This is a genomic window from Aestuariivirga litoralis (genome assembly GCF_003234965.1).
Taxonomy (GTDB): domain Bacteria; phylum Pseudomonadota; class Alphaproteobacteria; order Rhizobiales; family Aestuariivirgaceae; genus Aestuariivirga; species Aestuariivirga litoralis.
This window is the reverse complement of record NZ_QKVK01000009.1, coordinates 55,430-79,461: the sequence shown is the minus strand read 5'-3', so window position 1 is coordinate 79,461 and position 24,032 is coordinate 55,430. Positions and strand designations below refer to the sequence as shown.

The 24,032-nt window shown below is 65.7% G+C and carries 18 protein-coding genes; 6 read left to right on the top strand and 12 right to left on the bottom strand.

All coding sequences use genetic code 11. The features are described from left to right. The first annotated feature begins 17 nt into the window (after window positions 1-17). The 3 genes from DK847_RS17170 to DK847_RS17160 all read left to right on the top strand — a co-directional run bounded on the left by DK847_RS17170 (window position 18) and on the right by DK847_RS17160 (window position 5,260). Window positions 18-3,464 carry an acyl-[ACP]--phospholipid O-acyltransferase gene (locus DK847_RS17170; protein WP_111199770.1) on the top strand — a complete coding sequence of 1,149 codons (3,447 nt, stop codon included), beginning with the start codon at window positions 18-20 and terminating at the stop codon, window positions 3,462-3,464. Between the two features lie 129 nt (window positions 3,465-3,593). Next, on the top strand, window positions 3,594-4,859 hold the full coding sequence (locus DK847_RS17165) for an aconitase X catalytic domain-containing protein (RefSeq protein WP_111199769.1): 1,266 nt from the start codon (window positions 3,594-3,596) through the stop codon (window positions 4,857-4,859). Continuing rightward, window positions 4,856-5,260, top strand: a complete 405-nt coding sequence (locus DK847_RS17160; protein WP_146256171.1) for an aconitase X swivel domain-containing protein — start codon at window positions 4,856-4,858, stop codon at window positions 5,258-5,260. Before DK847_RS17165 ends, DK847_RS17160 begins: the two co-directional genes overlap by 4 nt. A gap of 117 nt (window positions 5,261-5,377) precedes the next feature. Here DK847_RS17160 and mdoH read toward each other — a convergent pair whose 3' ends face one another. Together mdoH and DK847_RS17150 are read right to left on the bottom strand one after the other, a co-directional pair. Then, window positions 5,378-7,258 (bottom strand): glucans biosynthesis glucosyltransferase MdoH, encoded by a 1,881-nt coding sequence (mdoH, locus tag DK847_RS17155; protein WP_111199767.1) that lies wholly within the window; start codon window positions 7,256-7,258, stop codon window positions 5,378-5,380. After that, window positions 7,231-8,796, bottom strand: a complete 1,566-nt coding sequence (locus tag DK847_RS17150; protein ID WP_111199766.1) for an OpgD/OpgG family glucan biosynthesis protein — start codon at window positions 8,794-8,796, stop codon at window positions 7,231-7,233. The genes mdoH and DK847_RS17150 overlap by 28 nt, the downstream gene beginning before the upstream one ends. A gap of 141 nt (window positions 8,797-8,937) precedes the next feature. Between DK847_RS17150 and DK847_RS17145 the strand changes: the two genes are divergently transcribed. Both DK847_RS17145 and DK847_RS17140 read left to right on the top strand, forming a co-directional pair. Next, on the top strand, window positions 8,938-10,110 hold the full coding sequence (locus DK847_RS17145; RefSeq protein ID WP_111199765.1) for a pyridoxal phosphate-dependent aminotransferase: 1,173 nt from the start codon (window positions 8,938-8,940) through the stop codon (window positions 10,108-10,110). 147 nt (window positions 10,111-10,257) lie between these two features. Beyond that, complete coding sequence (locus DK847_RS17140; protein WP_111199764.1) at window positions 10,258-11,553, top strand: alpha/beta fold hydrolase; 1,296 nt, start codon at window positions 10,258-10,260, stop codon at window positions 11,551-11,553. Between the two features lie 53 nt (window positions 11,554-11,606). On the opposite strand, the gene DK847_RS17135 is transcribed toward DK847_RS17140, so the two are convergent. The 4 genes from DK847_RS17135 to DK847_RS17120 are packed head-to-tail and all read right to left on the bottom strand — an operon-like array spanning window position 11,607 to window position 16,631. Beyond that, window positions 11,607-12,158: a sarcosine oxidase subunit gamma gene (locus tag DK847_RS17135; protein WP_161957344.1), complete on the bottom strand. Its 552-nt coding sequence runs from the start codon at window positions 12,156-12,158 to the stop codon at window positions 11,607-11,609. A 10-nt stretch (window positions 12,159-12,168) separates the two neighbouring features. Further along, window positions 12,169-15,087, bottom strand: a complete 2,919-nt coding sequence (locus tag DK847_RS17130) for a sarcosine oxidase subunit alpha family protein (protein ID WP_111199762.1) — start codon at window positions 15,085-15,087, stop codon at window positions 12,169-12,171. Next, on the bottom strand, window positions 15,084-15,368 hold the full coding sequence (locus tag DK847_RS17125; RefSeq protein WP_111199761.1) for a sarcosine oxidase subunit delta: 285 nt from the start codon (window positions 15,366-15,368) through the stop codon (window positions 15,084-15,086). Before DK847_RS17125 ends, DK847_RS17130 begins: the two co-directional genes overlap by 4 nt. Window positions 15,369-15,380: 12 nt before the next feature. Then, window positions 15,381-16,631, bottom strand: coding sequence for a sarcosine oxidase subunit beta family protein (locus tag DK847_RS17120; RefSeq protein ID WP_111199760.1), 1,251 nt, complete (start codon window positions 16,629-16,631; stop codon window positions 15,381-15,383). A 91-nt stretch (window positions 16,632-16,722) separates the two neighbouring features. On the opposite strand from DK847_RS17120, the gene DK847_RS17115 reads away from it, so the two are divergent. After that, window positions 16,723-17,667, top strand: a complete 945-nt coding sequence (locus tag DK847_RS17115) for a GlxA family transcriptional regulator (RefSeq protein WP_111199759.1) — start codon at window positions 16,723-16,725, stop codon at window positions 17,665-17,667. Between the two features lie 113 nt (window positions 17,668-17,780). Here DK847_RS17115 and glnT read toward each other — a convergent pair whose 3' ends face one another. From glnT to DK847_RS17085, 6 genes are all read right to left on the bottom strand, one after another. Continuing rightward, complete coding sequence (gene glnT, locus DK847_RS17110) at window positions 17,781-19,085, bottom strand: type III glutamate--ammonia ligase (protein WP_111199907.1); 1,305 nt, start codon at window positions 19,083-19,085, stop codon at window positions 17,781-17,783. A 94-nt stretch (window positions 19,086-19,179) separates the two neighbouring features. After that, window positions 19,180-20,508 carry an FMN-binding glutamate synthase family protein gene (locus tag DK847_RS17105; protein WP_111199758.1) on the bottom strand — a complete coding sequence of 443 codons (1,329 nt, stop codon included), beginning with the start codon at window positions 20,506-20,508 and terminating at the stop codon, window positions 19,180-19,182. Between the two features lie 15 nt (window positions 20,509-20,523). After that, window positions 20,524-21,207: a GltB/FmdC/FwdC-like GXGXG domain-containing protein gene (locus DK847_RS17100; RefSeq protein ID WP_111199757.1), complete on the bottom strand. Its 684-nt coding sequence runs from the start codon at window positions 21,205-21,207 to the stop codon at window positions 20,524-20,526. Window positions 21,208-21,331: 124 nt separating this feature from the next. Further along, window positions 21,332-22,234 (bottom strand): class II glutamine amidotransferase, encoded by a 903-nt coding sequence (locus tag DK847_RS17095; protein ID WP_111199756.1) that lies wholly within the window; start codon window positions 22,232-22,234, stop codon window positions 21,332-21,334. A gap of 109 nt (window positions 22,235-22,343) precedes the next feature. Further along, entirely contained in the window at window positions 22,344-23,330 is a 987-nt protein-coding gene (locus DK847_RS17090; RefSeq protein ID WP_245414658.1) for a ribonuclease T2 family protein, read from the bottom strand. A 2-nt stretch (window positions 23,331-23,332) separates the two neighbouring features. After that, window positions 23,333-23,944: a helix-turn-helix domain-containing protein gene (locus DK847_RS17085; protein WP_111199906.1), complete on the bottom strand. Its 612-nt coding sequence runs from the start codon at window positions 23,942-23,944 to the stop codon at window positions 23,333-23,335. Window positions 23,945-24,032 lie beyond the last annotated feature (88 nt).

The following is a 24,032-nucleotide window of genomic DNA, read 5'->3' as shown; positions in this document are numbered from 1 at the left end:
TGGATTCAGACGGTAGCATGAGCGGCGAGACACCCGAGACGCAAAGCCAGTTCGCGATCCTGACGTCGCGCAGCTTCCTGCCACTCTTCGTCACCCAGGCCATCAGCGCCTTCAACGACAACGCGGTCCGGAACGGCATCGCCATCCTCATCACCTATGACCTGGCGGTGCGCTTCCACTTCGACGCGGCACTGTTCGTGCAGGCGGGGCTGGCGCTTTTCATGCTGCCCTATTTCCTGTTCTCGGCCATCGCCGGGCAGCTGGCGGACAAGTACGACAAGGCCCGGGTGGCGCGCTGGGTGAAGCTGTTCGACCTTGCGGCCATGGTGTTCGGGGGCCTCAGCCTCTATCTCGAGAACCCGGTCATGCACCTCGTGGTGCTGTTCCTCGCGGGCACCACGGCGGCTTTCTTCGGGCCGATCAAGTATGGCGTGCTGCCGCAATACCTGAAGCGCGAGCAGCTGATCGCCGGCAATGCGCTGATCGAACTCGGCACCTTCGTCACCATCCTGCTCGGCACGCTCTATGGCGGCTTCCTGGTGCTGCAGGGCGTGGGACGCGACGTCCTCGCCATTTCGATCATCGTGCTGGCGGTCATCGCCTATGGCTGTGCCTTCCTGATGCCGTCCGCCCCCGGCGACCGGTCGATCACGTTCGACTGGAACATTCCGCGCGCCACGCTCAAGCTGCTCTCCTATGCGCGCGAGCGCGAGGACGTGTTCTGGTCGGTGATCGGCGCCTCGTGGTTCTGGTTCCTGGGTGCTGCCATCATGGCGCAGCTTCCGGTCTTCACGCGCGACGTGCTGCTGGCCGACGACACGGTGGCCAATGCCTTCATCGGACTGTTCACCATCGGCATCGGCGCGGGCTCGCTGCTGACCAATGCGCTGCTGAAGGGCGACGTCTCGCCGCGCTACGTGCCGGTCGCCTCGATCATGATGACGGTGTTCCTGCTCGACCTCTATTTCGCGGCGGGGGCTGCCCATGCGGCGATGGCCGGGCAGACGGATGTCGGGATCCTGTCCTTCTTCAGCCACTGGCAAGGCTGGCGGGTGGGCATCGACCTGTTCTTCGTGGCTTTCTTCGGCGGGCTCTATGCGGTGCCGCTCAACGCCATCATGCAGCATCGCTCCAACCCGTCGCGCCGGTCGCGGGTCATCGCGGCCAACAACGTGATGAACGCCATCTTCATGATCGCCTCGGCGCTGGCGGGCGCGGTGCTGCTGAAGGTGATGTCGGCGCAGGCCTTCTTCCTGCTGCTGGGACTGGCCAATGCGGTGGCCTCGGTGTTCGTGGCGCGGCTGCTGACGCAGGAGCTGGCTGCCTCGGTGGCGCGCTTCCTGTTCCGGCTGTTTTACCGGGTTGAGGTGAAGGGACTCGAGAACTACAGGGCCGCCGGGCGCAAGGCGGTGATCGTGGCGAACCACACGTCGTTCCTCGATGGGCCGCTGCTGTCCGCCTTCCTGCCGGAGCGGGCGAGCTTCGCCATCAACACCCATGTGGCGCAGGCCTGGTGGGCAAAGCCGTCCTTCATCCTGTTCAAGATGATCGCCATCGACCCCACCAACCCGATGGCGCTGCGCGTGCTGGTGGACGAGCTGAAGAAGGGCCGCAAGGTGGTGATCTTCCCGGAAGGCCGCCTCACCGTGACGGGCGCGCTGATGAAGGTTTACGAAGGCCCCGGCGCCATTGCCCAGATGGCCAAGGCGCGGGTGCTGCCGGTGAGGATCGACGGGGCACTCTATACGCCCTTCTCGCGCATGCGCGGCAAGCTCAGGCTCCGCTGGTTCCCCAAGATCACCATCACCTTCCTGCCGCCGGTGAAATTCGACCCGCCGGACGGGCTGAAGGGTGCGGCGCTCCGCCAGCACCAGGCCGACCGCCTCTATGACGTGATGACCGACATGGTGTTCCGCACCTCGGCCATCGACCGCACGCTGTTCCAGTCGCTGCTCGACGCGCGCCACACCCATGGCGGCGGCCACAAGGTGGTGGAGGACATCGCCCGCAATCCCACCAGCCTCGGCCGCCTGGTGATGGGAAGCTTCATCCTGGGCCGCCGCATGGCGGAGATGACGCCGGGCCAGACCAATGTAGCGGTGCTGCTGCCCAACTCGATCGGCTGCCTGCTGACCATCTTCGGCCTGCACGCCTTCGGGCGCGTACCGGCGATGCTGAACTTCTCCACCGGCGCGGTGAACATGGCGGCGGCCTGTGCGGCGGCACAGGCGACGAGCATCGTCACCTCGAAGCGCTTCATCGAGGCAGGCGGCATGGAGGCGGACCTGAAGCTCCTGTCCGAGGGGCGCAAGGTGATCTTCCTCGAGGAGCTGCGCGAGGGGCTGGAGCTGAAGGACAAGCTCTACGGGCTGTTCGCGCGCGTCTTCTCGAAGACGGCGCTGCGCATGGGCGGCGCCTCGGCGGATGCCAATTCGCCCGCCATCATCCTGTTCACCTCGGGTTCGGAGGGCCTGCCGAAGGGGGTGGTGCTGTCGCACCGCAACCTGCAGGCCAACCGCTACCAGGCGGCGGCGCGCATCGCCTTCACGGCGTCCGACGTGGTGTTCAACGCGCTGCCGATGTTCCATGCCTTCGGGCTGACGGGCGGCGCGCTGCTCCCCGTGCTGGCTGGCGTGCGCACCTTCCTCTATCCCTCGCCGCTCCATTACAAGGTGGTGCCGGAGCTCTGCTACGAGACCAATGCCACGGTGCTGTTCGGCACCGACACCTTCCTGATGGGCTATGCCCGCAGTGCGCACCCCTACGACTTCTTCAACGTGCGACTGGTGGTGGCAGGTGCGGAGCGGGTGAAGCCCGAGACGCGCGAGGCATGGATGGAGAAATTCGGCCTGCGCATCCTCGAAGGCTATGGCGCCACGGAATGCGCGCCGGTGGTGGCCGTCAACACGCCGATGCATTTCCGCACCGGCACGGTGGGCCGCCTGCTCGACCAGATCCAGTACAAGCTGGAGGAGGTGCCGGGCATCTCGGAAGGGGGCCGGCTCTATGTGAAGGGGCCCAACATCATGCTGGGCTATCTCCGCGCCGAGAAGCCCGGCGTGATCGAGGCGCCGGAGGACGGCTGGTATGACACCGGCGACATCGTGAAGATCGATGACGATGGCTTCGTCACCATCCTCGGCCGCGCCAAGCGCTTTGCCAAGATCGCGGGCGAGATGGTGTCGCTGGGCCTCGTGGAACAGAAGCTGGCAGAGGCCTTCCCCGAGGCGCAGCATGCGGTGGTCGCCGTGCCCGACCTGAAGAAGGGCGAGCAGCTCGTCATGTTCACCACCGATGCCGCACTCGACGCCCGGGCGGTGCAGGAGAAGCTGAAGGCCGCCAATGCCACTGCACTGATGATGCCGCGCAACGTGATCGCGGTGAAGGAACTGCCGCTGCTGGGCTCCGGCAAGACGGATTACCAGGCGCTGAACCGCATGGCGGCCGAGCAGGTGAAGCCTTAGGGATGGTGGCCTTTCACGCACTTCTCTTAGAAGCCGTCATCCCGGCGAAGGCCGGGATCCAGCCTCCGTCGCCGCGCATGCCGATGCAAAGCGGGATCCCGGCCTTCGCCGGGATGACGGCCTGAGGGGATGAGTGTGGAGTTACCCGAGAGCGTCCGCGCCCAGCTTGCCGGCGAGCATGGCCCGGCCATGCAGCTGGCGGCGCGGCTCGTGGTGAAGGCGGCGGACATCATGAAGGCTGAGCGGCTGATCCCGATCACCTTCGCGCATCTCGATGCCTGTTTCTACACCGGCCAGGCGCATGTCGACTTCGTGCGCTTCCTCACCGAGAACGGTGCAGCGCTTGCGGTCGAGACCTGGACCAACAATGGCGTCGTCTCCCTCGCCGATGCTTCGCTGCGGCCACGCGAAGAAGACCCCGAGATGGTGGAAGGTGCGGCGGAACTGATGCATCTCTATGAGACGCTCGGCACGAGACCCACCTGGACCTGCGCGCCCTACCAGCTGCCGGGTGGGCCGAAGTTCGGCGACCATATCGCGGTGGGAGAGTCCAATGCGGTGTCCTACTACAATTCGGTCGTGGGGGCGCGGACCAACAAGTATGGCGATTACCTCGACGTGGCCTGCGCGCTGACGGGTTTGGCACCCGATGCGGGGCTGCACCGCGACGAAGGCCGCCGGGCGGAACTCCACATCGATGCGGCGGGTCTTCCAGAAGCGTGGCGGCGCGAGGACATCTTCGCGCATCTGATCGGGCATCATGCGGGTCGAATCGCAGGACGGCGCGTTCCGGTGATCTCGGGGCTCGCAGGCGATGCGCCGAAACATGCGCTGAAGGCAATCAGCTCGGCGGCGGCTTCCTCGGGCGGCGTGGAGCTGTGGCATGGCACGGGTGTGACACCGGAAGCGCCGGAACTTGGCGCGGTGTTCGGCAGCGGCGAGACACACGTGGTGACGCGTGAGGACCTTGCCCGCGCACATCACGAACTGTCCACCGCCCGCGACGGTCCGCTCGATGCGGTGGCGCTGGGCACGCCGCATTTTGGACTGGGGGAATTCGAGGCCCTGGTGGCGCTGTTCGACGGGCGCAAGGTGAAGGCGGGTCTGCCCATGCTCGTGTCGACCAGCCGCGGCGTGCGCGCCATGGCGCAGGCGAAGGGCTGGATCGCGGCACTGGAGGCCTGCGGCGTCGAGGTGCCGGTCGATGTCTGCACCTATCATTCGCCCCGCGTGCGCGGGCTTCGCGGCCGGGTGATGACCAATGCGGCGAAGTGGGCCTACTACGCGCCGGGCATGCTGGGTGTGGAGGTGGCCTTCGGCTCGCTGAAGGAGTGCGTGGAGAGCGCCATCAGGGGCGCGGTGTGGCGCGACCCTCACCTGTGGACCAACGCATGAGGGCGCGGCTTCTCACCTCCGGCGCGGCGGAAGGGCCGGTGCTGTCACTCGACGAGCCCCTGAGTTTCTGGGGCGCCTTCGAACCGCGCACGGGCGTGATCCTCGATGTGCATCACCCCCAGCGGGGCTCTTGCGTGAAGGATACCGTGCTGGTGATGAAGGAGACCCGCGGTTCGGGCTCGGCCCCCGGCGCGATCGCAGAGGCGATCCGCCTGGGCACGGCGCCGGTGGCCATCGTGCTGGCCGAACCGGACATCAACCTCGCGGTTGGCGCCGAGGTGGCGGCAACGCTTTATGGGCGGCGCTGCGTGGTGGCCTGCGTGTCGGCGGCGGAGTTGGAGCGGCTGCGCGGCGCGCGGCGGGTTGCGATTGCGGCAGACGGGGCGGTCATGGTGGACTGACACCCGCCGCGCCCTCCTCACCTCTCATCATCGCCGGGCGTGTGCCGGCTATCCTTTTCGACGGTAGGGCAAAGGATGCCCGGGACGAGCCCGGGCATGATGAGTGATTGGCGTGACCTACTGCGCGGCTTCCAGCAGCTGTTCGGGCTGGACCACGTCGGCCACTGCCTCCTCGGCCTTGCGCGGGGCCTCTTCGGGGATGCGGAAGACGTTCCAGTGCCACAGCCTGCGGCCGAATTCCGGTAGGCCCGTCGACCACGAGACCAGCGGCGAGAGCATGAGCGCACCGGCGATGGGGGCGAGCCACAGGAAGGTGGCCCAGGAAATGTGGAAGGCCAGCACGCCAAACGCGATGCCCGCCACCACATGCGCGGCATGGACCCGCGCGCAGGCCCTGAAGGGCATGGCCTGGTCATCCCGGTTCTGGGCGTTCCAGCCGGAATCGCGGCCGATCATCACGTCCGCCACGACGCGCGACTGGATCAGCATCATGATGGGCGAGAGCAGCATGGAGACGAAGGTTTCCGCCAGCACGCTCTTGAGGAGGCCGATGGTGCCGCCGCAGCCCTTGCGCAGCTCGCTGTCCTTCAGGGCCAGGATGAGGGCGAGGAGCTTGGGCAGGTAGAGCACGCCGAAGGTGATGGCGAAGAGCCTGAGCGCCAGCTCAGGGTCGAACACCGGCCAGACGGGGAAGAGCGAGAAGGAGTCGGGGAAGTAATTGGGCGTCGTATGGCGTGCCACGGTGGCAAGCAGCAGGCCTGCCAGCAGCAGCATGAGCCACAGCGGCGAGGCGAGGTAGGACATGATGCCCTGGATCAGGTGCACGCGGCTGACCCAGTGGAGGCCCTTCGCACCCACGATCTTCATGTGCTGGAGATTGCCCTGGGCCCAGCGCCGGTCGCGCGTGGCGAGGTCGATGAGGCAGGGGGGCGTTTCCTCATAGGAGCCGGTCAGGCCGGGGAGCATGTAGACGGCCCAGCCGGCGCGGCGGATGAGGGCGGCTTCCACGAAGTCATGGCTCAGCACATGGCCGCCGAAGGGCTTGCGGCCCTTGAGTTCGGGAAGTCCGCAGGCCTCGGCGAAGGCCCTGGTGCGGATGATGGCGTTGTGGCCCCAGTAATTGCCGTCCCGCCCGTGCCAGGCGGAGAGGCCTGCGGCGACGAGCGGGCCATAGACGCGGCCGGCAAACTGCGTCATGCGGGCGAAGGGGGTCCAGCGGTTCTGCAGCAGCGGCAGGGACTGGATGATGCCGGACTTGGGGTCCGCCGCCATGGCGCGGGCCAGCGTGATCATGGCGGAGGCCGACATGTCGCTGTCGGCATCGAGCACGATCATGTGGTCATAGGCGGCACCCCAGCGGGTGACGAAGTCGGCGATGTTGCCGGCCTTGCGGTGATGGTTGTTGTCGCGCCGGCGGTAATAGACCTTGATGGCGGGGCCGAGCTGGCGCTTCAGCCACTCATGGGCATCGACTTCCGCCGCGGCGATGTGGTCCTTGCGGGTGTCGGAGAGCACGAAGATGTCGAAGTGGCGGGCCACGCCCTCGCGGCGCAGCGCCTGGCCCATGCGCGAGAGCGCGGCGAAGACGCGCTCCGGATCCTCGTTGTAGACCGGCATGAGGAGTGCGGTGCGGCCCATGTCGCAGGTTTCCGCGAGCTTCGGCAGGCGAACCTTGCCGCGCAGCAGGACGAGGAAGCCCAGGATGGCGCTGGCGCAGGAAAAGGCGATCCAGGCGAAGGTGAGCGCGAAGAAGCTGGCGAAGAGCACCTGCAGCGCGGTGACGTTCACCGGGCTGATGACTTCATACATCTTCCAGGTGCCGAAGCCGGTGATGAGGATGGAGGCGCCGAAGACGAAGAGGCGGGAAAACAGCACGTCGCGACCATTGCCCACCGGAACGGCCTCACCCGCCCAGGACTTCAGGTCCTGCACGGGCATGGCGAGCGGCGCTTCCGCCGGGAGTGTGTCGGTCAGTTTCTGGTCCACCTGAAGAGCCATGTTTCGCTTGCCTTCTTGTCGCCGCGCTTCAGCACGGCGCGCAATTCCGCAACATCTGCCCCATTGACGTTATGCTCGAAGGAAAGCCGCGTGGTTTTGGCCACGTCGTTCTTGGCTGCATGCACGTTCGAGATGACCCCTGCGGAGGCCGTCACATCCGCCACGATGTCCCCTTCAAGATCACCGCCGGCGAATTCGAGGATGTAAAGCCGCAGATCTGGGTCATAAGATGGCGGATCGGCTGTATAATTCGGGTCCGTTCCGCTGCCGGAAAACACCGTGCGGGCCACCGGCAGGTCGGCCGGCCAGTCCAGGCACCAGTGCAATCGGTACACGTAGGAGTAGCTCTGCCCCTGCTTGAGGCCGTCCTTGGGCTGCCAGAACGCCACGATGTTGTCGTTGGTTTCAAGCTGGGTGGGAATTTCATAGAGCTCGACGTCGCCCTGCCCCCAGTCGCCGATCGGCTCCGCCCACAGGCTGGGGCGCTTTTCGTAACGCGATTCGAGGTCGATGAAGTCGCGGTAGTCGCGCTTCCTCTGCATCAGGCCGAAGCCGCGGGGGCTCTGGTCGATGAAGGCCGAGACCTGCAGCGTCTTGGGGTTGGACAACGGCCGCCAGAGCCACTCCCCGCTGCCGGTGTGCATCATCAAGCCATTGGAATCATGGACAGAAGGCCGGAAGTCATCGACCGGCTTGGTAAGCGGGTCGAGGAGGAACATGGACGTCATCGGGGCGATGCCCACATGCGCGATGTCACGCCGCGGATAGAGGGTGAGTTCGACGTCCATCTGGGTGTCGTCACCCGGCTTGATCGAGAACTTGTAGGCGCCGGTGACCGAGGGCGCATCGAGCAGCGCCTCGACCACGATGGTGGTGGCGGCGGGGTCCGGCTTCCTGATCCAGAAATCCCGGAACATGGGGAATTCCTCGCCCTTGGGCTGGCCGGTATCGACGGCGAGGCCGCGCGCCGAAAGGCCATAGATCATGCCCTTGCCGACGGCGCGGAAATAAGACGCACCCTGGAACACGACGAATTCGTCGTTGTAGTCCGGCGTGTTGATGGGGAAGCGCAGGCGCAGGCCGGAATAATGGAGGTCGGTCTTGCCGTCGGTCTGGGGTGCCTGGGGGCCGAAGGTGAAGAGATCCGGGCTGTAGTTGATGCGCGCCTGCTCGCCGTTCTCGACAACGAAAATGTCGACGGGTGCGGTGAACAGGAAGCCCGAATGGAACAGGTCGAAGGAGAACTGGTGCGGTTCGCCCTTCCAGAACGACTTGTCCGGGTTGAAGCGGATGTCACGGTATTGGTCGTAGGTGAGGTTCTCCCAGCCCGGCGGCATGGCGATGCGGCGGTCCTCCCAGGGCTTCTGGGCCAGGGATTCGGCCAGCTTGCGGACATAGTCCTCGGCGAAGGGCGCGCGCTCGATGAACAGGTCGGCCGGGGCATCGGCAAAAGCGGGGATGGCGCCCGCACGCAGCGACGCGATGGTCGCGCCAAGCAAGGCCGCCGACCCCAGGACCTGACGCCGTGAGAAATTCATGCTCGGAAAATCCGGGAAGAGAGTGCAGTGCACAAAGTAGCGTAACCTCCAGAAATGTAAAGACCCTCAGGCAACAACCGGGGGCCACTCGACCGCGCCGGTGGCATGCACTAAAAGCGCGGCGAAACAAGGGTTGCCAAGATGAAATTTGCGAAAGTGACAGAGCGGCTCGATGGCCTCGGCTCGGAGAAATGGGCCGTCCACATCGAGGGCAAGCGCCGCGCCAACCAGGGCGAGGACGTGATCTTCCTGTCGATCGGCGAACCCGATGCCCCGCCCCCCGCCGCCATCCTGGACGAGGCCAACCGCCAGATGCATGCCGGCCGCATCCGCTATGCCGAAGGCCGGGGCGAGGCGAACGTGCGCCGTTCGCTCTCCCGCCTCTATACCAGGCAGACCGGCCGGGCCATCCACGAGGACCAGTTCATCTACCTGCCCGGCACCCAGACCGCACTCTATGCCGCCATGATGACGGTCGTCGACCTGGGCGACGAGGTGCTGATGGCCGACCCCTATTACGCCACCTATGAGGGGGTGATCGCCGCCGCCGGGGGCATTCCCAAGCCGATCAAGGTCGACCCCGACCATGGCTTCCACCTCAAGGCCGCCGATCTCGAGAAGCACATCACGCCGCGTTCGCGCGTGCTCCTCATGAACACGCCGTCGAACCCGACGGGGGCGGTGTTCACCCGGGCCGAGATCGAGAAGATCGGCAAGGTCTGCGAAAAGCATGACCTGTGGATCATCTCCGACGAGGTCTATGCGACACTCACCTATGGCAACCACGTCTTCGCTTCGCCCTTCGACGTGCCGGAGCTGGAGAAGCGCACGATCGTCGTCTCCTCGATCTCGAAGAGCCATGCCATGCCGGGGTTCCGCTGCGGCTGGATCGCGGCCTCATCCGCATTCTGCGACCGCTGCATTCCGGTGACGGAGACCATGCTGTTCGGCTCGCAGCCCTTCCTCGAAGACGCGATGGCCTTCGCGCTCGACACCCACTTCCCCGAGCTCGATGCGATGAAGGCCAATTACGAGAAGCGCGCCCGCGCCCTGGTGAAGGCACTGGAAGGATCGAAGAAGGTCTCGGCCCGCATGCCGGAAGGCGGCATGTTCGTGATGGTCGACGTGCGCAAGACCGGGCTTTCGGGCGAGGACTTCGCCTGGCGCCTGCTGAAGGAGGAGAACGTCGTCACCATGCCGGGCGAAAGCTTCGGCGCCGGCGGCGCCGGCCACCTGCGCATCGCGCTGACAGTGGGGGTCGACGAGATCACCGAGGCCTCGAAGCGCATCGTGAAGCTGGCCGAACGGGTCTGATTCGTCCTCGTTGCCGTCAGCTCTCCTCGCTCCGTCACCCCGGCGAAGAGGGTGCGTGACGTGGCCTCTAGGTGTTTGTGCCAAGTTGTGGCTGAGGAGGCGTTGGAGTAGGCCCATGCCCCGAAACTACAACCATGGCGGTCCCTCATGCGCAAACTTCTCCTTGCAGCTTCCCTCGCAGTGCTTGCCAGTGTTTCTCCCGGTCATGCCGCGAAGATCGCGCTGGCGCCGTTCTACCAGAACCTCGCCGCCATCTCGCCTGACCAGCCGCTCGGCACCGTGGTCGCCAAGGAACCGGTGGCGACGGAGGTTCCCGGGGCCGAGGCCTGGCGCATCGCCTATGTGTCCTCCGACGTCCGCGGCAAGAAGACCCTGTCGACCGGCCTCGTGGTGGTACCGAAGGGCGCCCCGCCCGCCGGTGGCCGCCCCATCGTGGCCTGGGCGCATGGCACCACCGGCACGGCGCAGTATTGCGGCCCCTCGCAGGTGCTCGACCCGGTGCAGGAACTGAACGAATACTTCCTCGTCGGCGGAACCTCGTGGACCGACTTCGGCATCCCCGCCGTCACCCACTTCATCGAGAAGGGCTATGCCGTTGTCGCCACCGATTACCAGGGCCTCGGCGGTGGCGGCGATCACCAGTATGGCGTTGCCAATTCCAATGCCCATGACGCGATCAACTCGGTGCGTGCGCTCGGCAGCATGGGCCTCGCCGGCGACGGCAAGAAGGCGCTGATCTATGGCTGGTCACAGGGCGGCGGCACGACCATCGCCGCCGCGAGCCTGAAGGACTACATCAGCGAAACCGGCACCGCCTATGACGGCGTCTCCTTCGTGGGCTTCGTCGCGCTGGCGCCGGACGACCTCGCCTCGATGATCACGCCGGACGCGACGACGGATGAGGGTGCGCTGAAGTTCATGCAGGGCTTCGCCAGCACCTTCTCGGACAACGTCTTCAACTTCGCCCACTTCTCCATGTACACTTGGGGCATGGTGTCGGCCTATCCCGAGCTCAAGCTCACCGACCTGTTCACCGAGGACGGCGCGAAGGCGCTCGACGAGATCTATTCCAAGAAGTGCATGCACCCCGGATCGGACACGATCAACTTCACCTTCGGCGCCAGCTACAAGTCACTGGTGAAGCCGCAGCCGGAGAATACCTCCGCATGGACGAAGGCGCTGATCGACAGCAGCGTGCAGAAGGTGGCCCCGATCGCCCCGGTGCTGATCTATTTCGGCACGGCCGACACGGTCGTTCCGCCGGTGATGGGTGAAATCTACCAGAAGCAAATGTGCGGCATGGGTGGCAACGTCACCCGCGTGCAGCTCGAAGGTGCGCAGAACCACTTCACCACGCCGCCGACGGCGGAGCCGCTTTACATCCCCTGGGTGGACGACCGCTTAGCGGGCAAGCCGCTCGACAACGGCTGCCCAGCCAACTAGGCGCGAGGATGGCCGGGTCGAGCCCGGCCAAGTCGCTTCAACGAATGTGATCCTCAGATCACCTGGTAACCGAACTCCTCCGCCTGCTCCGTGATCCACTCCCAGAAGCTTTCCGAGAAGCCGCGGAAGACGGAGAGGTCGTAGGTGTCAGCCCCGGCGCGCGTCAGGTGCACGCCGACATGGGCCATCTGGGTGAGCGCAGACTTGCCGACGGGGAACACATCGGCATGGAGATCGACCGGCGTGCCCTTGGCCAGCACGGCGCGGGCCCTGGGGCCCACGAGGCGGATGATGACGCGGCCGTGGCTCTGGTCGCTCACCGAGGCAAGCCCTGAAAGCTTCGCCTTGAGCTCGCGGTAGAGCGCGCCCTCGCCACGGTTCTCGGCCAGCACGAAATACTGGTCGGGGCCGGCCCACAGGGCCTCGTAGCCCTTGAGCGTTGCGGCGGTTGCTTCCCCCTGCCCCGCGCGTGCGATCACCGTGATGATCGACATCGGGTGGCGCACCGAGAAGGTGACGCCGACGGCGCCCCTGTCGGCGCCGAAGCGGCCCTGCACGGCAACGTCCTGCAGGGGCGAGACGCGGTTGAATGTGCGTTCGGTCATGTGTGCTGCCTCAGGCATGGAGTCTCTTGTTCTCCTTGTCGAAATGCATGGGATCGCAGATCTCGCCCAGCACCAGGTGGCCACGCAGGCCGTCCCAGACCTGCACGACTTCGCCATGGCGCGCGCGGCCATTGGCGAAGAGTGCCAGGCCCACCCACATGTTGAGCATGGGCGACCAGGCAACGCCCGTCACATAGCCCTGGTCATTGGCCATGGCCGGCTTGTCGTCCTTCTTGAGGAGATGCGCGCCCGCGCGGATCCTGTGCGACGGGTCGACCGGGCGGATGCCGACGACCTGCTGGCGGTTCGGGTCCACGAGGCCCGGACGCTGCGCCATCATGCGGCCGATGAAGTCCTTCTTGGTGGACACCATCTTGCCCATGCCGAGATCCCCCGCCGTGGTGGTGCCGTTCAGTTCGCCACCGGCCACATGGCCCTTCTCGATGCGCATGATGGAAAGCGCCTCGACGCCATAGGGGCAGATGCCGAATTCCTCGCCCGCCTGCATCACCGCACGCGCGACCATGGAGCCATAATCGGCAGGCACCGCCAGCTCATAGGCATGTTCGCCCGAGAAGGAGAGGCGGAACAGGCGCGCCGGGATGCCATGCATGATGGTGACTTCGAGGGCCGCCATGTAAGGCACGGTCTCGTCGGTCATCACAAGCTCGTCCATCAGCTTCTGCAGCGTGGCGCGGGACTTCGGCCCCGCCACCGCCATCTGCGCCCATTGCTCGGTGACCGAGACATAGGTGACGTCGAGATCGGGGAACAGCGCCTGGTGGGCGAATTCCATCTGCGCCATCACCTTGGCCGCATTGGCCGTGGTGGTGGTCATCACATAGTGGTCCTCGGCGAGGCGCGAGGTGGTGCCGTCGTCATAGACGATGCCGTCCTCGCGCAGCATGAGGCCATAGCGCGCCTTGCCGACGGCGAGCGTCGAGAAGGTGTTGCAGTAGAGCTTGTCGAGGAAGGCGCCGGCATCCTTGCCCTGCACGTCGATCTTGCCCAGCGTCGAGACATCGCAGATGCCGACGGAGCCGCGCGTGTTCAGCACCTCGCGCGAAGCAGAGGCCAGCCAGTCCTCGCCTTCGCGCGGGAACCAGGAGGAGCGCATCCACAGGCCGGTTTCGACGAAGACGGCACCCTGCTCTTCCGCCCAGTCATGCAGCGGCGTCTTGCGGACGGGCTGGAAATGGTGGCCGGTGAAGGGACCCGCGAAGGCGCCGAAGGAGACCGGCGTGTAGAAGGGACGGAAGGTGGTGGTGCCCACCTCGTCCATGGTGCGGCCCGTCGCCTCCGCCAGGATGGCGATGGCGTTGATGTTGCCGAGCTTGCCCTGGTCGGTGGCCATGCCGGTCGTCGTGTAGCGCTTGGCCAGTTCCACGTCGGAGTAGCCCTCGCGCGCGGCGAGCGGCAGGTCCTTGGCGGTAGCATCGTTCTGGTAGTCGATGAAGGCCTTGCCGTGGCTGTCCTTCACCCACCAGAGCGGCGAAATCGAGAAGGCCTCGTCGCGGCACTTTGGAACGTCGATCGACTTGCCGCCAGCCGCACCCATGGCCGCGCCATCGGCGAGGCATTCGGAGAGCAGCATCCTGCCTGCGGCCGAGCCCGCAACGGTGAAGGCCTCGCCATTGTCGGGCGGCAGGAAGGCCAGCAGATTCGCATCCCACACCGGCTTCTTGCCGCGATGGCAGGCGAGGTTGACGATGGGGCTGAAGCCGCCGGACATGGCGACGGCCTCGCAGTTGATGTGCGTGCCGTCGGTGAGGTGCACGCCCTTCACCGCCTTGCCGCCCACGGCGTCCGCAACCAGTGCGCCGCGGATGACGGGGATGCCCGCGACATCGGCCTTCGCGTCCTTGCGGCTGTCGACGATGGCCTCGACATGGATGCCATGGGACTTGAGGTCCCGTGCCGTGCGGTAGATCGAATCATTGCCGCCGAAGACGACGACGGATCGGCCCGCCGCCACCGCGTAGCGGTTGGCGTAGGTGCGCATGGCGGAGGCCTGCATGACGCCCGGCATGTCGTTGCCGCCGAAGGCCACGGGGCGCTCTTCAGCACCTGCCGCCAGCACGGCGCGCTTGGCGTGGATCTTCCAGTAGCGCTGGCGCGGCTCGTAAGGGTCCGGCACGCGCAGGTGATCGCTGACACGCTCCACCGCGCCGAAGATGTTGCCGTCGAACCAGCCCATGATGGTGGTGCGCGGCATCAGCGTGACGTTGGGCATGGAGCTGAGTTCGGCGATGACGCCTTGAGACCACTCGAGGCCCGACATGCCGCCGATCTCTTCCTGCTCGTTCAGCAGCGAGCCGCCGAGGCGTGCGCCTTCATCGGCGAGGATCACGCGCTTGCCCTGACGCGCAGCGGCGAGTGCGGCCATGAGACCCGTGGGGCCCGAGCCGATCACCAGCACATCGCAATGCGCATAGGACTTCTCGTACTTGTCGGGATCCGGGAGCTTCGAGGCGGTGCCGAGGCCCGCCGCGCGGCGGATGATGGGCTCGTAGATCTTCTCCCAGAAGCTCTTCGGCCACATGAAGGTCTTGTAGTAGAAGCCCGCGACGAACATGGACGACGCCAGCGAATTGATGGCGCCGACGTCGAAGTTCAAGGACGGCCAGTTGTTCTGGCTCTTGGCGACGAGGCCGTCATAGAGCTCGATCATGGTGGCGCGCGTGTTGGCTTCCTTGCGGCCGCCCTCGCGCAGTTCGACGAGCGCATTGGGCTCCGCCGCACCCGCGGTGATGACACCGCGCGGACGGTGATACTTGAAGGAGCGGCCCATCAGCGTGACGCCATTGGCCATCAGCGCCGAGGCCAGCGTGTCGCCGGTGCGGCCGATGTGCAGCGCACCGTCGAAGGTGAAGCGGAGTGCGGACTCGCGGTCGATCAGGCCGCCCTTGTCGAGACGATAGGAGGTCATGCCTTCGCTTCCTTGCGGCTCGCGAAGTCGCGCGCCGTCACGGCGCCGTAGACTTCATGGGTTTCGGTGTTGCGCTGGACCACGAGCCAGCTGCGGCAGCCGCCGGAATGGTGCGCATATTCGTCGATCCGCCCACGCGGGTTGTTGCGCAGGTAGACGTATTCGTACCAGGCTTCCATCGAGGAAGGATCATTGGTGGTGGGGCGGGTGGGGGCGGCATCACCGAGGAAGGTGAATTCTTCCACGGGACGCGTTCCGCAATGGGGGCATGGGATGAGCATGTGGGTGATCCGTCAGTGCAGGTTCGGTGTGGCGCCCTGGCCCTTTTCGTCGATCATGTGGCCGGTCTTGAACCGGTCGAGACGATAGGCGGCGTTGAGCTTGTGGGGTTCGTCCTTGGCGATGGTGTAGGCGAAGCACCAGCCCGAGGCGGGAGTCGCCTTGAAGCCGCCATAGCACCAGCCGGAATTGAGGTAGAGGCCCTGGATATGGGTCTTGTCGATGATGGGCGAGCCATCCATCGACATGTCCATGATGCCGCCCCAGGAGCGCAACACACGCACGCGGGCGAGCGAGGGGATCATGGCGACACCGGCCTCGATCACATGCTCCACCATGGGCAGGTTGCCGCGGCGGGCATAGGAGTTGTAGCCATCGATGTCGCCACCAAAGACGAGGCCGCCCTTGTCCGACTGCGAGACGTAGAAGTGGCCCGCACCGAAGGTGACGACGCCGTCGATATAGGGCTTGAGGCCCTCCGACACGAAGGCCTGCAGCACGTGGCTTTCCATGGGAAGGCGCATGCCGACCATCTTGGCCGTTTCCGACGAGTTGCCCGCCGTGGCCAGCCCCAGCTTCTTGCACTTGATGAAGCCCTTGCTGGTGTCGACGCCGACGACCTTGCCGTTCTCGACCTTGATGCCCTTCACCTCGCAGTGCTGGATGATGTCCACGCCGCGCTGGTCGGCGCCGCGGGCGAAGCCCCAGGCCACCGCATCATGGCGCACCGTGCCGCCGCGCTTCTGGAGGAGGCCGCCCTTGATGGGGAAGCGGGCATTGTCATAGTCGAAGAAGGGATACATCTCGCGCACCGCTTCGCGGTCGAGAAGCTCGGCATCCACACCGTCGATGCGCATCGCATTGCCGCGGCGCGCGAAGGCATCGCGCTGCGCGTCGGTGTGGCAGAGGTTGAGCACACCGCGCTGCGAGACCATGGCGTTGAAGTTGAAGTCCTGCTCTAGGTTCTCCCACAGCTTCATCGACCATTCATAGAACGGGTTGTTGCCGGGCAGCATGTAGTTGGAACGGATGATGGTGGTGTTGCGGCCGATGTTGCCGGAGCCAAGCCAGCCCTTCTCGAGCACCGCGATGTTCTTCAGGCCATGTTCCTTGGCGAGGTAATAGGCGGTGGCCAGTCCGTGGCCGCCGCCGCCGACGATCACGATGTCATATTCCTTCTGCGGCTCGGGCTGGCGCCAGGCGGGCTCCCAGTTCTTGTGGCCGGAGAGGGTGTTCTTGATGAGCGAAAAGACGTTGTAGCGCATGCGCCGGTCCTGAATACTGAGGCCTTCCTTCTAGTCCCGAATGCCCCCGGACGTCTTGCAGACGAGAGCCATTTCCTGATAGCTTCGCGCCATGACCTCCTCCCCCCAGACGGTGGGCCTGCTCCTCGTGCCCGGCTTCGCGCTGATGTCCTATGCCTCGGTGGTGGAGCCCCTGCGCGCCGCCAACCTGCTGGCCGGGAAGGAGCTTTACCGCTGGATCCACATCACGCCGGGGCCCGCCATCGTGATGGCCTCCTGCGGGGCAACCGTGCCATGCCCCGTGAAGGCTGGCGACACGGTGAAGCTCGACCTGCTGCTCGTCTGCGCCGGTGGCAACCCCACCGCCTTCCGCGACCGCACCACGCTGCAATGGCTGAAGACACTCGCCGGACGGGGCCTGCGCATCGGCGGCGTCTCGGGCGGGCCGGTGATCCTGGCACGGGCCGGGATCATGGACGGCTATCACATGACGGTGCACTGGGAACATGCGCCGGCGGTGGCCGAGGGCTTCCCCAACATCATGCTCACCCGCTCGATCTACATCGTCGACCGCAATCGCCTCACCTGCGCGGGCGGGACCGCACCCCTCGACATGATGCATGCGCTGATCGCCGAGCAGCACGGGCCGGAGCTTGCCCGCAAGGTGTCCGACTGGTTCATGCACACCGACATCCGCCCGGCGCAGTCGGCGCAGCGGGCCTCGCTGACCGAGCGCTATGGCGTGCATGACGACCGCCTCACCGCGGCGCTGGAACTGATGGAAAGCCACCCGGGCGAGCCGCTGAAGCGCAGCGAAACGGCGCGGCGCATCGGGTTGTCGACACGGCAGCTGGACCGGCTGTTTTCCGAGAAGCTGGGCGCCAGCTATGCCGGGCATTACCGGCAGATCCGGCTGGAGCGGGCGCGCGACCTGCTGCGCCAGTCGGCGGTGCCGATCACCGAGATCGCGCTGGGCTGCGGGTTCTCGAGCGCCAGCCATTTCAGCCGGGCCTATCGCGAGGCGTTCGGGGTGACGCCGGCGTCAGAGCGGAGGTAGCCCTCAACGTTCATCATGCCCGGGCTCGTCCCGGGCATCCTTTGCACGGCCAAAAAAAGGATGGCCGGGACGAACCCGGCCATGATGAGACGTGTGAGACTGTGCGTGAAGGATCAGCAGTCGAGCGTGGTGTCGCGTTCCCACTGCGTCAGGTGACGGCAGTAGTTGTTCCACTCATTGTGCTTGAGCTTGAGGTAGCCCTTGGAGACCTCCTGGCCGAGCATTTCCTGCAGATAGCTGTCCTGCTCGAAGTTCCTGAGCGCGTCGAGGAGGTTCAGCGGCAGCTTCTTGGCGTCCTTGATGGTATGGCCTTCGGCATACATGTCGATGTCGAGGCGCTTGCCCGGGTCGATCTGCTTTTCCACGCCATGCATGCCCGCGACGAGGATCGAGGCCAGCAGCAGGTAGGGGTTTGCCGCGCAGTCCGGCAGGCGATATTCGGCGCGGCCCGAGTCCGGGATGCGGACCATGTGGGTGCGGTTGTTGCCGCCATAGGTGATGGACGACGGCGACCAGGTTGCACCCGAGATGGTGCGCGGGGCGTTGATGCGCTTGTAGCTGTTCACGGTCGGGTTGGTGATGGCGCACATGGCGGCGGCGTGGTGCATCAGGCCGCCGAGGAAGTGATAGCCGAGCTTGGACACGCCGAGCTCGCCCTTCGGATCCTCGAACAGGTTCTTCTTGCCGTCCTTCGTCCACACCGAAAGGTGCACGTGGCAGCCGTTGCCGGTGAGGTTGATGAAGGGCTTCGGCATGAAGGTGGCGCGCAGCCCGTGCTTCTCGGCGATCGACTTCACCATGAACTTGAAGAAGGCCACCTGGTCGGCGGTGGTCAGCGCATCCGAGAAGTTCCAGTTGATCTCGAACTGGCCGTTCGCGTCCTCATGGTCGTTCTGGTAGGGGCCCCAGCCAAGCTGCGTCATGGTCTGGCAGATCTCGGCGATGACGTCGAGGCGGCGCATGATGGCCGACTGGTCGTAGCAGGGCTTCTCGGCGGTGTCGCGATGGTCGGAGACGGCGGAGCCATCGGCGTTGATGAGGTGGAACTCCGGCTCCACGCCCGCCATCAGCTTCATGTTCTTCTTGGCGTAGTGTTCGGTGAGTTTGCGCAGCACGACGCGCGGCGCCTGGGCGAGCGGCTCGCCGTTCATCCAGGGCTCGCCGGCGACCCAGGCCACGTCGGGGCGCCAGGGCAGCGGGATGATGGAGTTGGTGTCGGGCATCACCAGGATATCGGGGTGCGCGGGAGTCTGGTCGAGCCAGGTGGCGAAGCCCGCAAAGCCCGCGCCGGCCTTCTGCATCTTGGCCGCGGCTTCCGCCGGAACGAGCTTGGCGCGCTGGACGCCGAAGAGGTCGGTGAAGTTGAAGAGGAAGAATTTGATGCCGTTTTTCTTGGCATAAGCGGCGAGATCGCCCATGGTCCGTGTCACTCCCGTGTCGTCTTGTTGGTTTTGTTTTTCAAAACCCCGGCTTCCTTAGCGAGGAAGCCGGGGAAAGTCATCAGGCACGATACTAGTATCCGCCGCGTCCCGGAATCCAGCTTGTTCCTGCAAGGGGGACCTGCGCCATTGCCGCAGCTTCCACCGTCAGTGCACAGAGATCCTCGGGTTCGAGATTGTGCAGATGGCTCTTGCCGCAGGCACGCGCCACCGTCTGGGCTTCGAGCGTCATGACCTTGAGGTAGTTGGAGAGACGGCGGCCCGCCTTCACGGGGTCGAGCCGGGCAGCGAGAACCGGGTCCTGGGTGGTGATGCCCGCAGGATCGCGGCCTTCGTGCCAGTCGTCATAAGCGCCGGCGGTGGTGCCGAGCTTGCGGTATTCCTCCTCGTGGATCGGGTCATTGTCGCCAAGTGCAACGAGTGCGGCCGTGCCGATGGCAACGGCATCGGCCCCCAGCGCCAGCGCCTTGGCCACATCGGCGCCGGAGCGGATGCCGCCGGAGATGATAAGTTGCACCTTGCGATGCATGCCGAGGTCCTGCAGCGCCTTCACCGCGGGGCGGAGGCAGGCGAGTGTCGGCAGGCCCACATGCTCGATGAACACATCCTGCGTTGCCGCCGTGCCGCCCTGCATGCCGTCGAGCACCACGACGTCGGCACCGGCCTTCACCGCAAGCGCCACGTCATAATAAGGGCGCGTGCCGCCAACCTTCACGTAGATCGGCTTCTCCCATGAGGTGATTTCGCGCAGTTCGTGAATTTTGATCTCGAGATCATCCGGCCCCGTCCAGTCCGGATGGCGGCAGGCGGAGCGCTGGTCGATGCCCTTGGGCAGGCAGCGCATCTGCGCCACGCGGTCGGAAATCTTCTGGCCGAGCAGCATGCCGCCACCGCCGGGCTTCGCACCCTGGCCGACGACGACCTCGATGGCATCGGCCTTGCGCAGGTCATCCGGGTTCATGCCGTAGCGTGAGGGCAGATACTGGTAGACGAGATGGCGCGACTGGCCGCGCTCTTCCGGCGTCATGCCGCCGTCGCCCGTCGTCGTCGAGGTACCCGCAGCGGATGCACCGCGGCCCAGCGCTTCCTTGGCCTGGGCCGAGAGCGAGCCGAAGCTCATGCCGGCGATGGTGATGGGGATCTTGAGTTCGAGCGGCTTCTTGGCGAAGCGCGAGCCCAGGACCACGTCGGTGCCGCACTTCTCGCGATAGCCTTCGAGCGGGTAGCGCGATATCGAGGCGCCGAGGAACAGCAGGTCGTCGAAATGCGGCACCTTGCGCTTGGTGCCGGCACCGCGGATGTCATAGATGCCGGTCGAGGCGGCGCGGCGGATTTCCGCGAGCGTATAGTCGTCGAAGGTTGCGGACTTGCGCGGCGGAGTGCGTGGAACGTTGGTGTCCATGGTCTGTCTCGTTCCTCAGTAAGCGTCGGCGTGATCGACGTTGAAGTTATAGAGCTTGCGGGCGGAGCCGTAGCGGCGGAAGTCCTGCGGACGATGCTTCATCTTTGCCCGGTCGAGGAGCTTCGCGAGATCTTCCAGGTGCTCCTCGCGCATTTCCTTCTCGATGCAGTCGGAGCCGAGGTTGTCGGCACGGCCCTTCACATAGAGGCGGGCCTCGTAGATCGAGTCGCCCAGCGCCTCGCCCGCGTCACCGCAGACCACGAGGTTGCCGCGCTGCGCCATGAAGGCCGACATGTGGCCGACCGAGCCGCCGACCACGATGTCGACACCCTTCATCGAAATGCCGCAGCGCGACGAGGCATCGCCCTCGATGACGAGCAGGCCGCCATTGGCCGTGGCGCCGGCGGATTCCGACGCATTGCCCTTCACCCAGACAATGCCCGACATCATGTTCTCGGCGACGCCGACGCCGGCGTGCCCGTGAATGGTGATCTCGGCTTCCTTGTTCATGCCGCCGCAGTAGAAGCCGACATGGCCCATGATGTCGATCAGGAGCGGGGCGTCGACGCCGCAGGCGATGGCGTGCTGGCCCATGGGATTCCTGATCACCCAGTGGCGCTCATTCGTGTCCTTGGGGATGTGATAGAGTTTCTGGTTGATGGCGGTGACGCCCAGCGCCTTCAAGTCAAGTTCATGCATGCTTGAGTTCCGTCCCTGTGTGAACCCGTCCCTCTTGTGATTGTGACCGGGAGCGGGCGAAGTGGAAGGACGCCGGAGCCTGAGGAAGATTGGAGAGAGGCCCCGGCGAAGTTCGTGTGTGCCGTCAGGCGTTGCCGCCCCAGGTGTAGATGGTGGAGGGCTCCGGCTCCCAGACGCGGGCCGTGTCGGCGCCGGGCAGATGCGCGATGGCGCGCCACTCGGTGGCCATGGCCACCCAGTCGTCCGTCTCGGCCATTACCGCATGCTTGCAGGCGATGGGATCACGCACCACGGCAAAGCCATCGGCCGTGCCGACGAGGAAGGTGTAGAAGCCGTCGAGATCCTTGAGGCCGTCTTCAAGGGCTTCCTTCAGCGACGACCCGTTGCGCAGCTTCCATGTCATGTAGGCGGCGGCGACCTCGGTGTCGTTCTCGGTCTGGAACTCCATGCCCTCGCGCTTCAGGTTCTCGCGCAGGCGGTTGTGGTTCGACAGCGAGCCATTGTGCACGAGGCAGAGGTCGGCACCCGTGGCGAAGGGATGCGAGCCGGCGGTCGTCACCGCACTCTCGGTGGCCATGCGGGTGTGGCCGATGATGTGGGTGCCAGACGCCGAGGCGAGGTCGAAGCGCTCATAGACCTTCTCCGGCAGGCCGGTCTCCTTGAAGATCTCGACGGTGTGGCCGGAGCCCACGACGCGCACGCCGGGCGCATTGGCCTTCAGCCACTTCACCACGTCCTCTTCCTTGCCATCGGTGACGAGGATGCAGTGGGTGCCGATCTGGTGGATCGTCGCCTCGCAGTTCAGCGCCTCCTCGAGGCCGCCTTCGACATGGCGCCAGTTGAAGGACTTGTCGTCATGGGCGAGCGACAGCTTCACCTCATTGTCCTTCACCGGATTGCGATAGACGGCGACACCGGCGGAGTCCGGTCCGCGGGCGGTCATCTCGATCAGCATCGGCTTGAACATCGCGCCCAGCTGCGGCTGCAGCTTGGGGTTCTTCAGGTAGAGTCCGACAATGCCGCACATGGCCCGTTCTCCTTCAGCAGTGATGTGCTCAGGAAACTATCAGGCATCGGGCAACATTTCAACCAAGAGGAAATTTTGTTTCATGCGAGGAACGCACCCCCGCATGTGCCTATTGCGGGCCAACCGGGTCCACAAAGCCGGAGGGGCAGCCGGGCTCGCCCGGAGCGGCCGCCAGCAGGAGCTCCGAAAGCTTTGATCCGGAAGGAATATCCCCCTTCAATGCCAAGGTGATTTCGGTGATCAGCCGGCGCCGCCCGTCATCCTTGCAGGTCACCCGCACGCGGTTTCCCGCCCCGGGGCCAAAGGCCTGGTCGAAGGCGGCGCGGATGTCTGCCGCGCTCACCTGGCGGCCGATGTTCTGCATGAGAAGGGTGGCGACGGGCGAGGCGTTCACCTCTTCCAGCAGGCGGAAGGAATCACGGAAATAGGTTTCGGCATCGGCGGGGTAGCAGCTGCCGTGCTTGGCCCATTCATGGCGCTCCAGCAGGGACTGCGCCCCGGGCATCATCCGCTCCAGGTCGGCCTGGGTGGACAGGTTGAGCTCGACTGGCGGAATGTCCTTCCAGCGCCCGCCCTCGCCCGCGGCGCGCACCGCCGGCGCCAGGTCGCAATACTGCAGGCTGGACGGCTGGGGCCACAGCCCGTGCAGCGACAGGTAATTGGCATCATGGCGCGAGCCGGTCTGCCAGCGGCATTCGCGCTTGCCGGGGTTCGCCTCGCAGAAGGCGGGCTGCCAGCTGAGCGCCAGCACATAGGCGCGCTCCACCGGCTTCGGCGCCGCCGGGGCCGGCGCTGCCTCGCCCGCCGGGGCGGGCTGCGCCTTTCCGCACTCGGCAGCGACCCAGCGCTCCGGCGGTTCCGCGCCCGGAATCTCGATCCGGTAATGCGTGGCCTTTTTCTGGTTGCGGGCCAGCAGCCGATAACTCATGCCGGGGCCGGTAATGATCTTTCCCGGATTGGTCTCCTTGCGGATCGACAGCAGCGCCTCGCAGGAGCGGCTGGCGCGGAAGGTGCCGTCCATCGGCTCGTCGGCGCGCAGGGGCGTTGCCACCAGAAGGGCCAGGCCGGCGGCGGCGGCACGCATGGCACGGCGCAAGGCTAGTCCTCGCGGCGATAGCTGATGACGGAGAGATAGCGGATGGGCAGCTTGCGCAGTTCCTCTGGCCCGTGCGGCGCCTCGGCATCGAAGAACAGGGCGTCGCCCGGGTGCATGTCATAGGTCTTCTCGCCGTGGCGGTACACGACGTTGCCCTCCAGCATGTAGAGGAATTCGAGACCGGCATGCTGGAAGGTCGGGAACACGTCCGACTCATGCGTCAGCGTGATCAGATAGGGCTCGACCATGACCGGCCCGTGCGGGCTGTGGCCGAGAAGCTCATACTGGTGGCCGGCACGCGTGCCGCGGCGCTCGATGGTGAGGCCCATGCCCGCCTTGACGAAGGTGGCGTCGCGGATCTCCTCATAGGACCGGAAGAAGGCCGTGACCGGCACCTGAAGCGCCTTGCCCAGCGCCTGCAGCGAGGCGAGCGAAGGCGAGGTTGCACCATTCTCGATCTTCGACAGCATGCCGGCGGACATCTCCGCCGCCTTGGCCAGCTCCGCGATGGTGAGGCCGAGTTTCTCGCGGAATTCCTTCACGGCACGGCCGATCGCCTGCTCCAGCAGCTTGCCCGTCGCCTCGCCATGCCCATGCGGGTCCTGGAAAGGCATGCCGGACTTCTGGGCCGGCTTGCGTCCGTTGGCTTTGTCCACTTCGTTTCCTCCGAGGAAAAACTCTATCGCGGAGGCTGGGCGACCT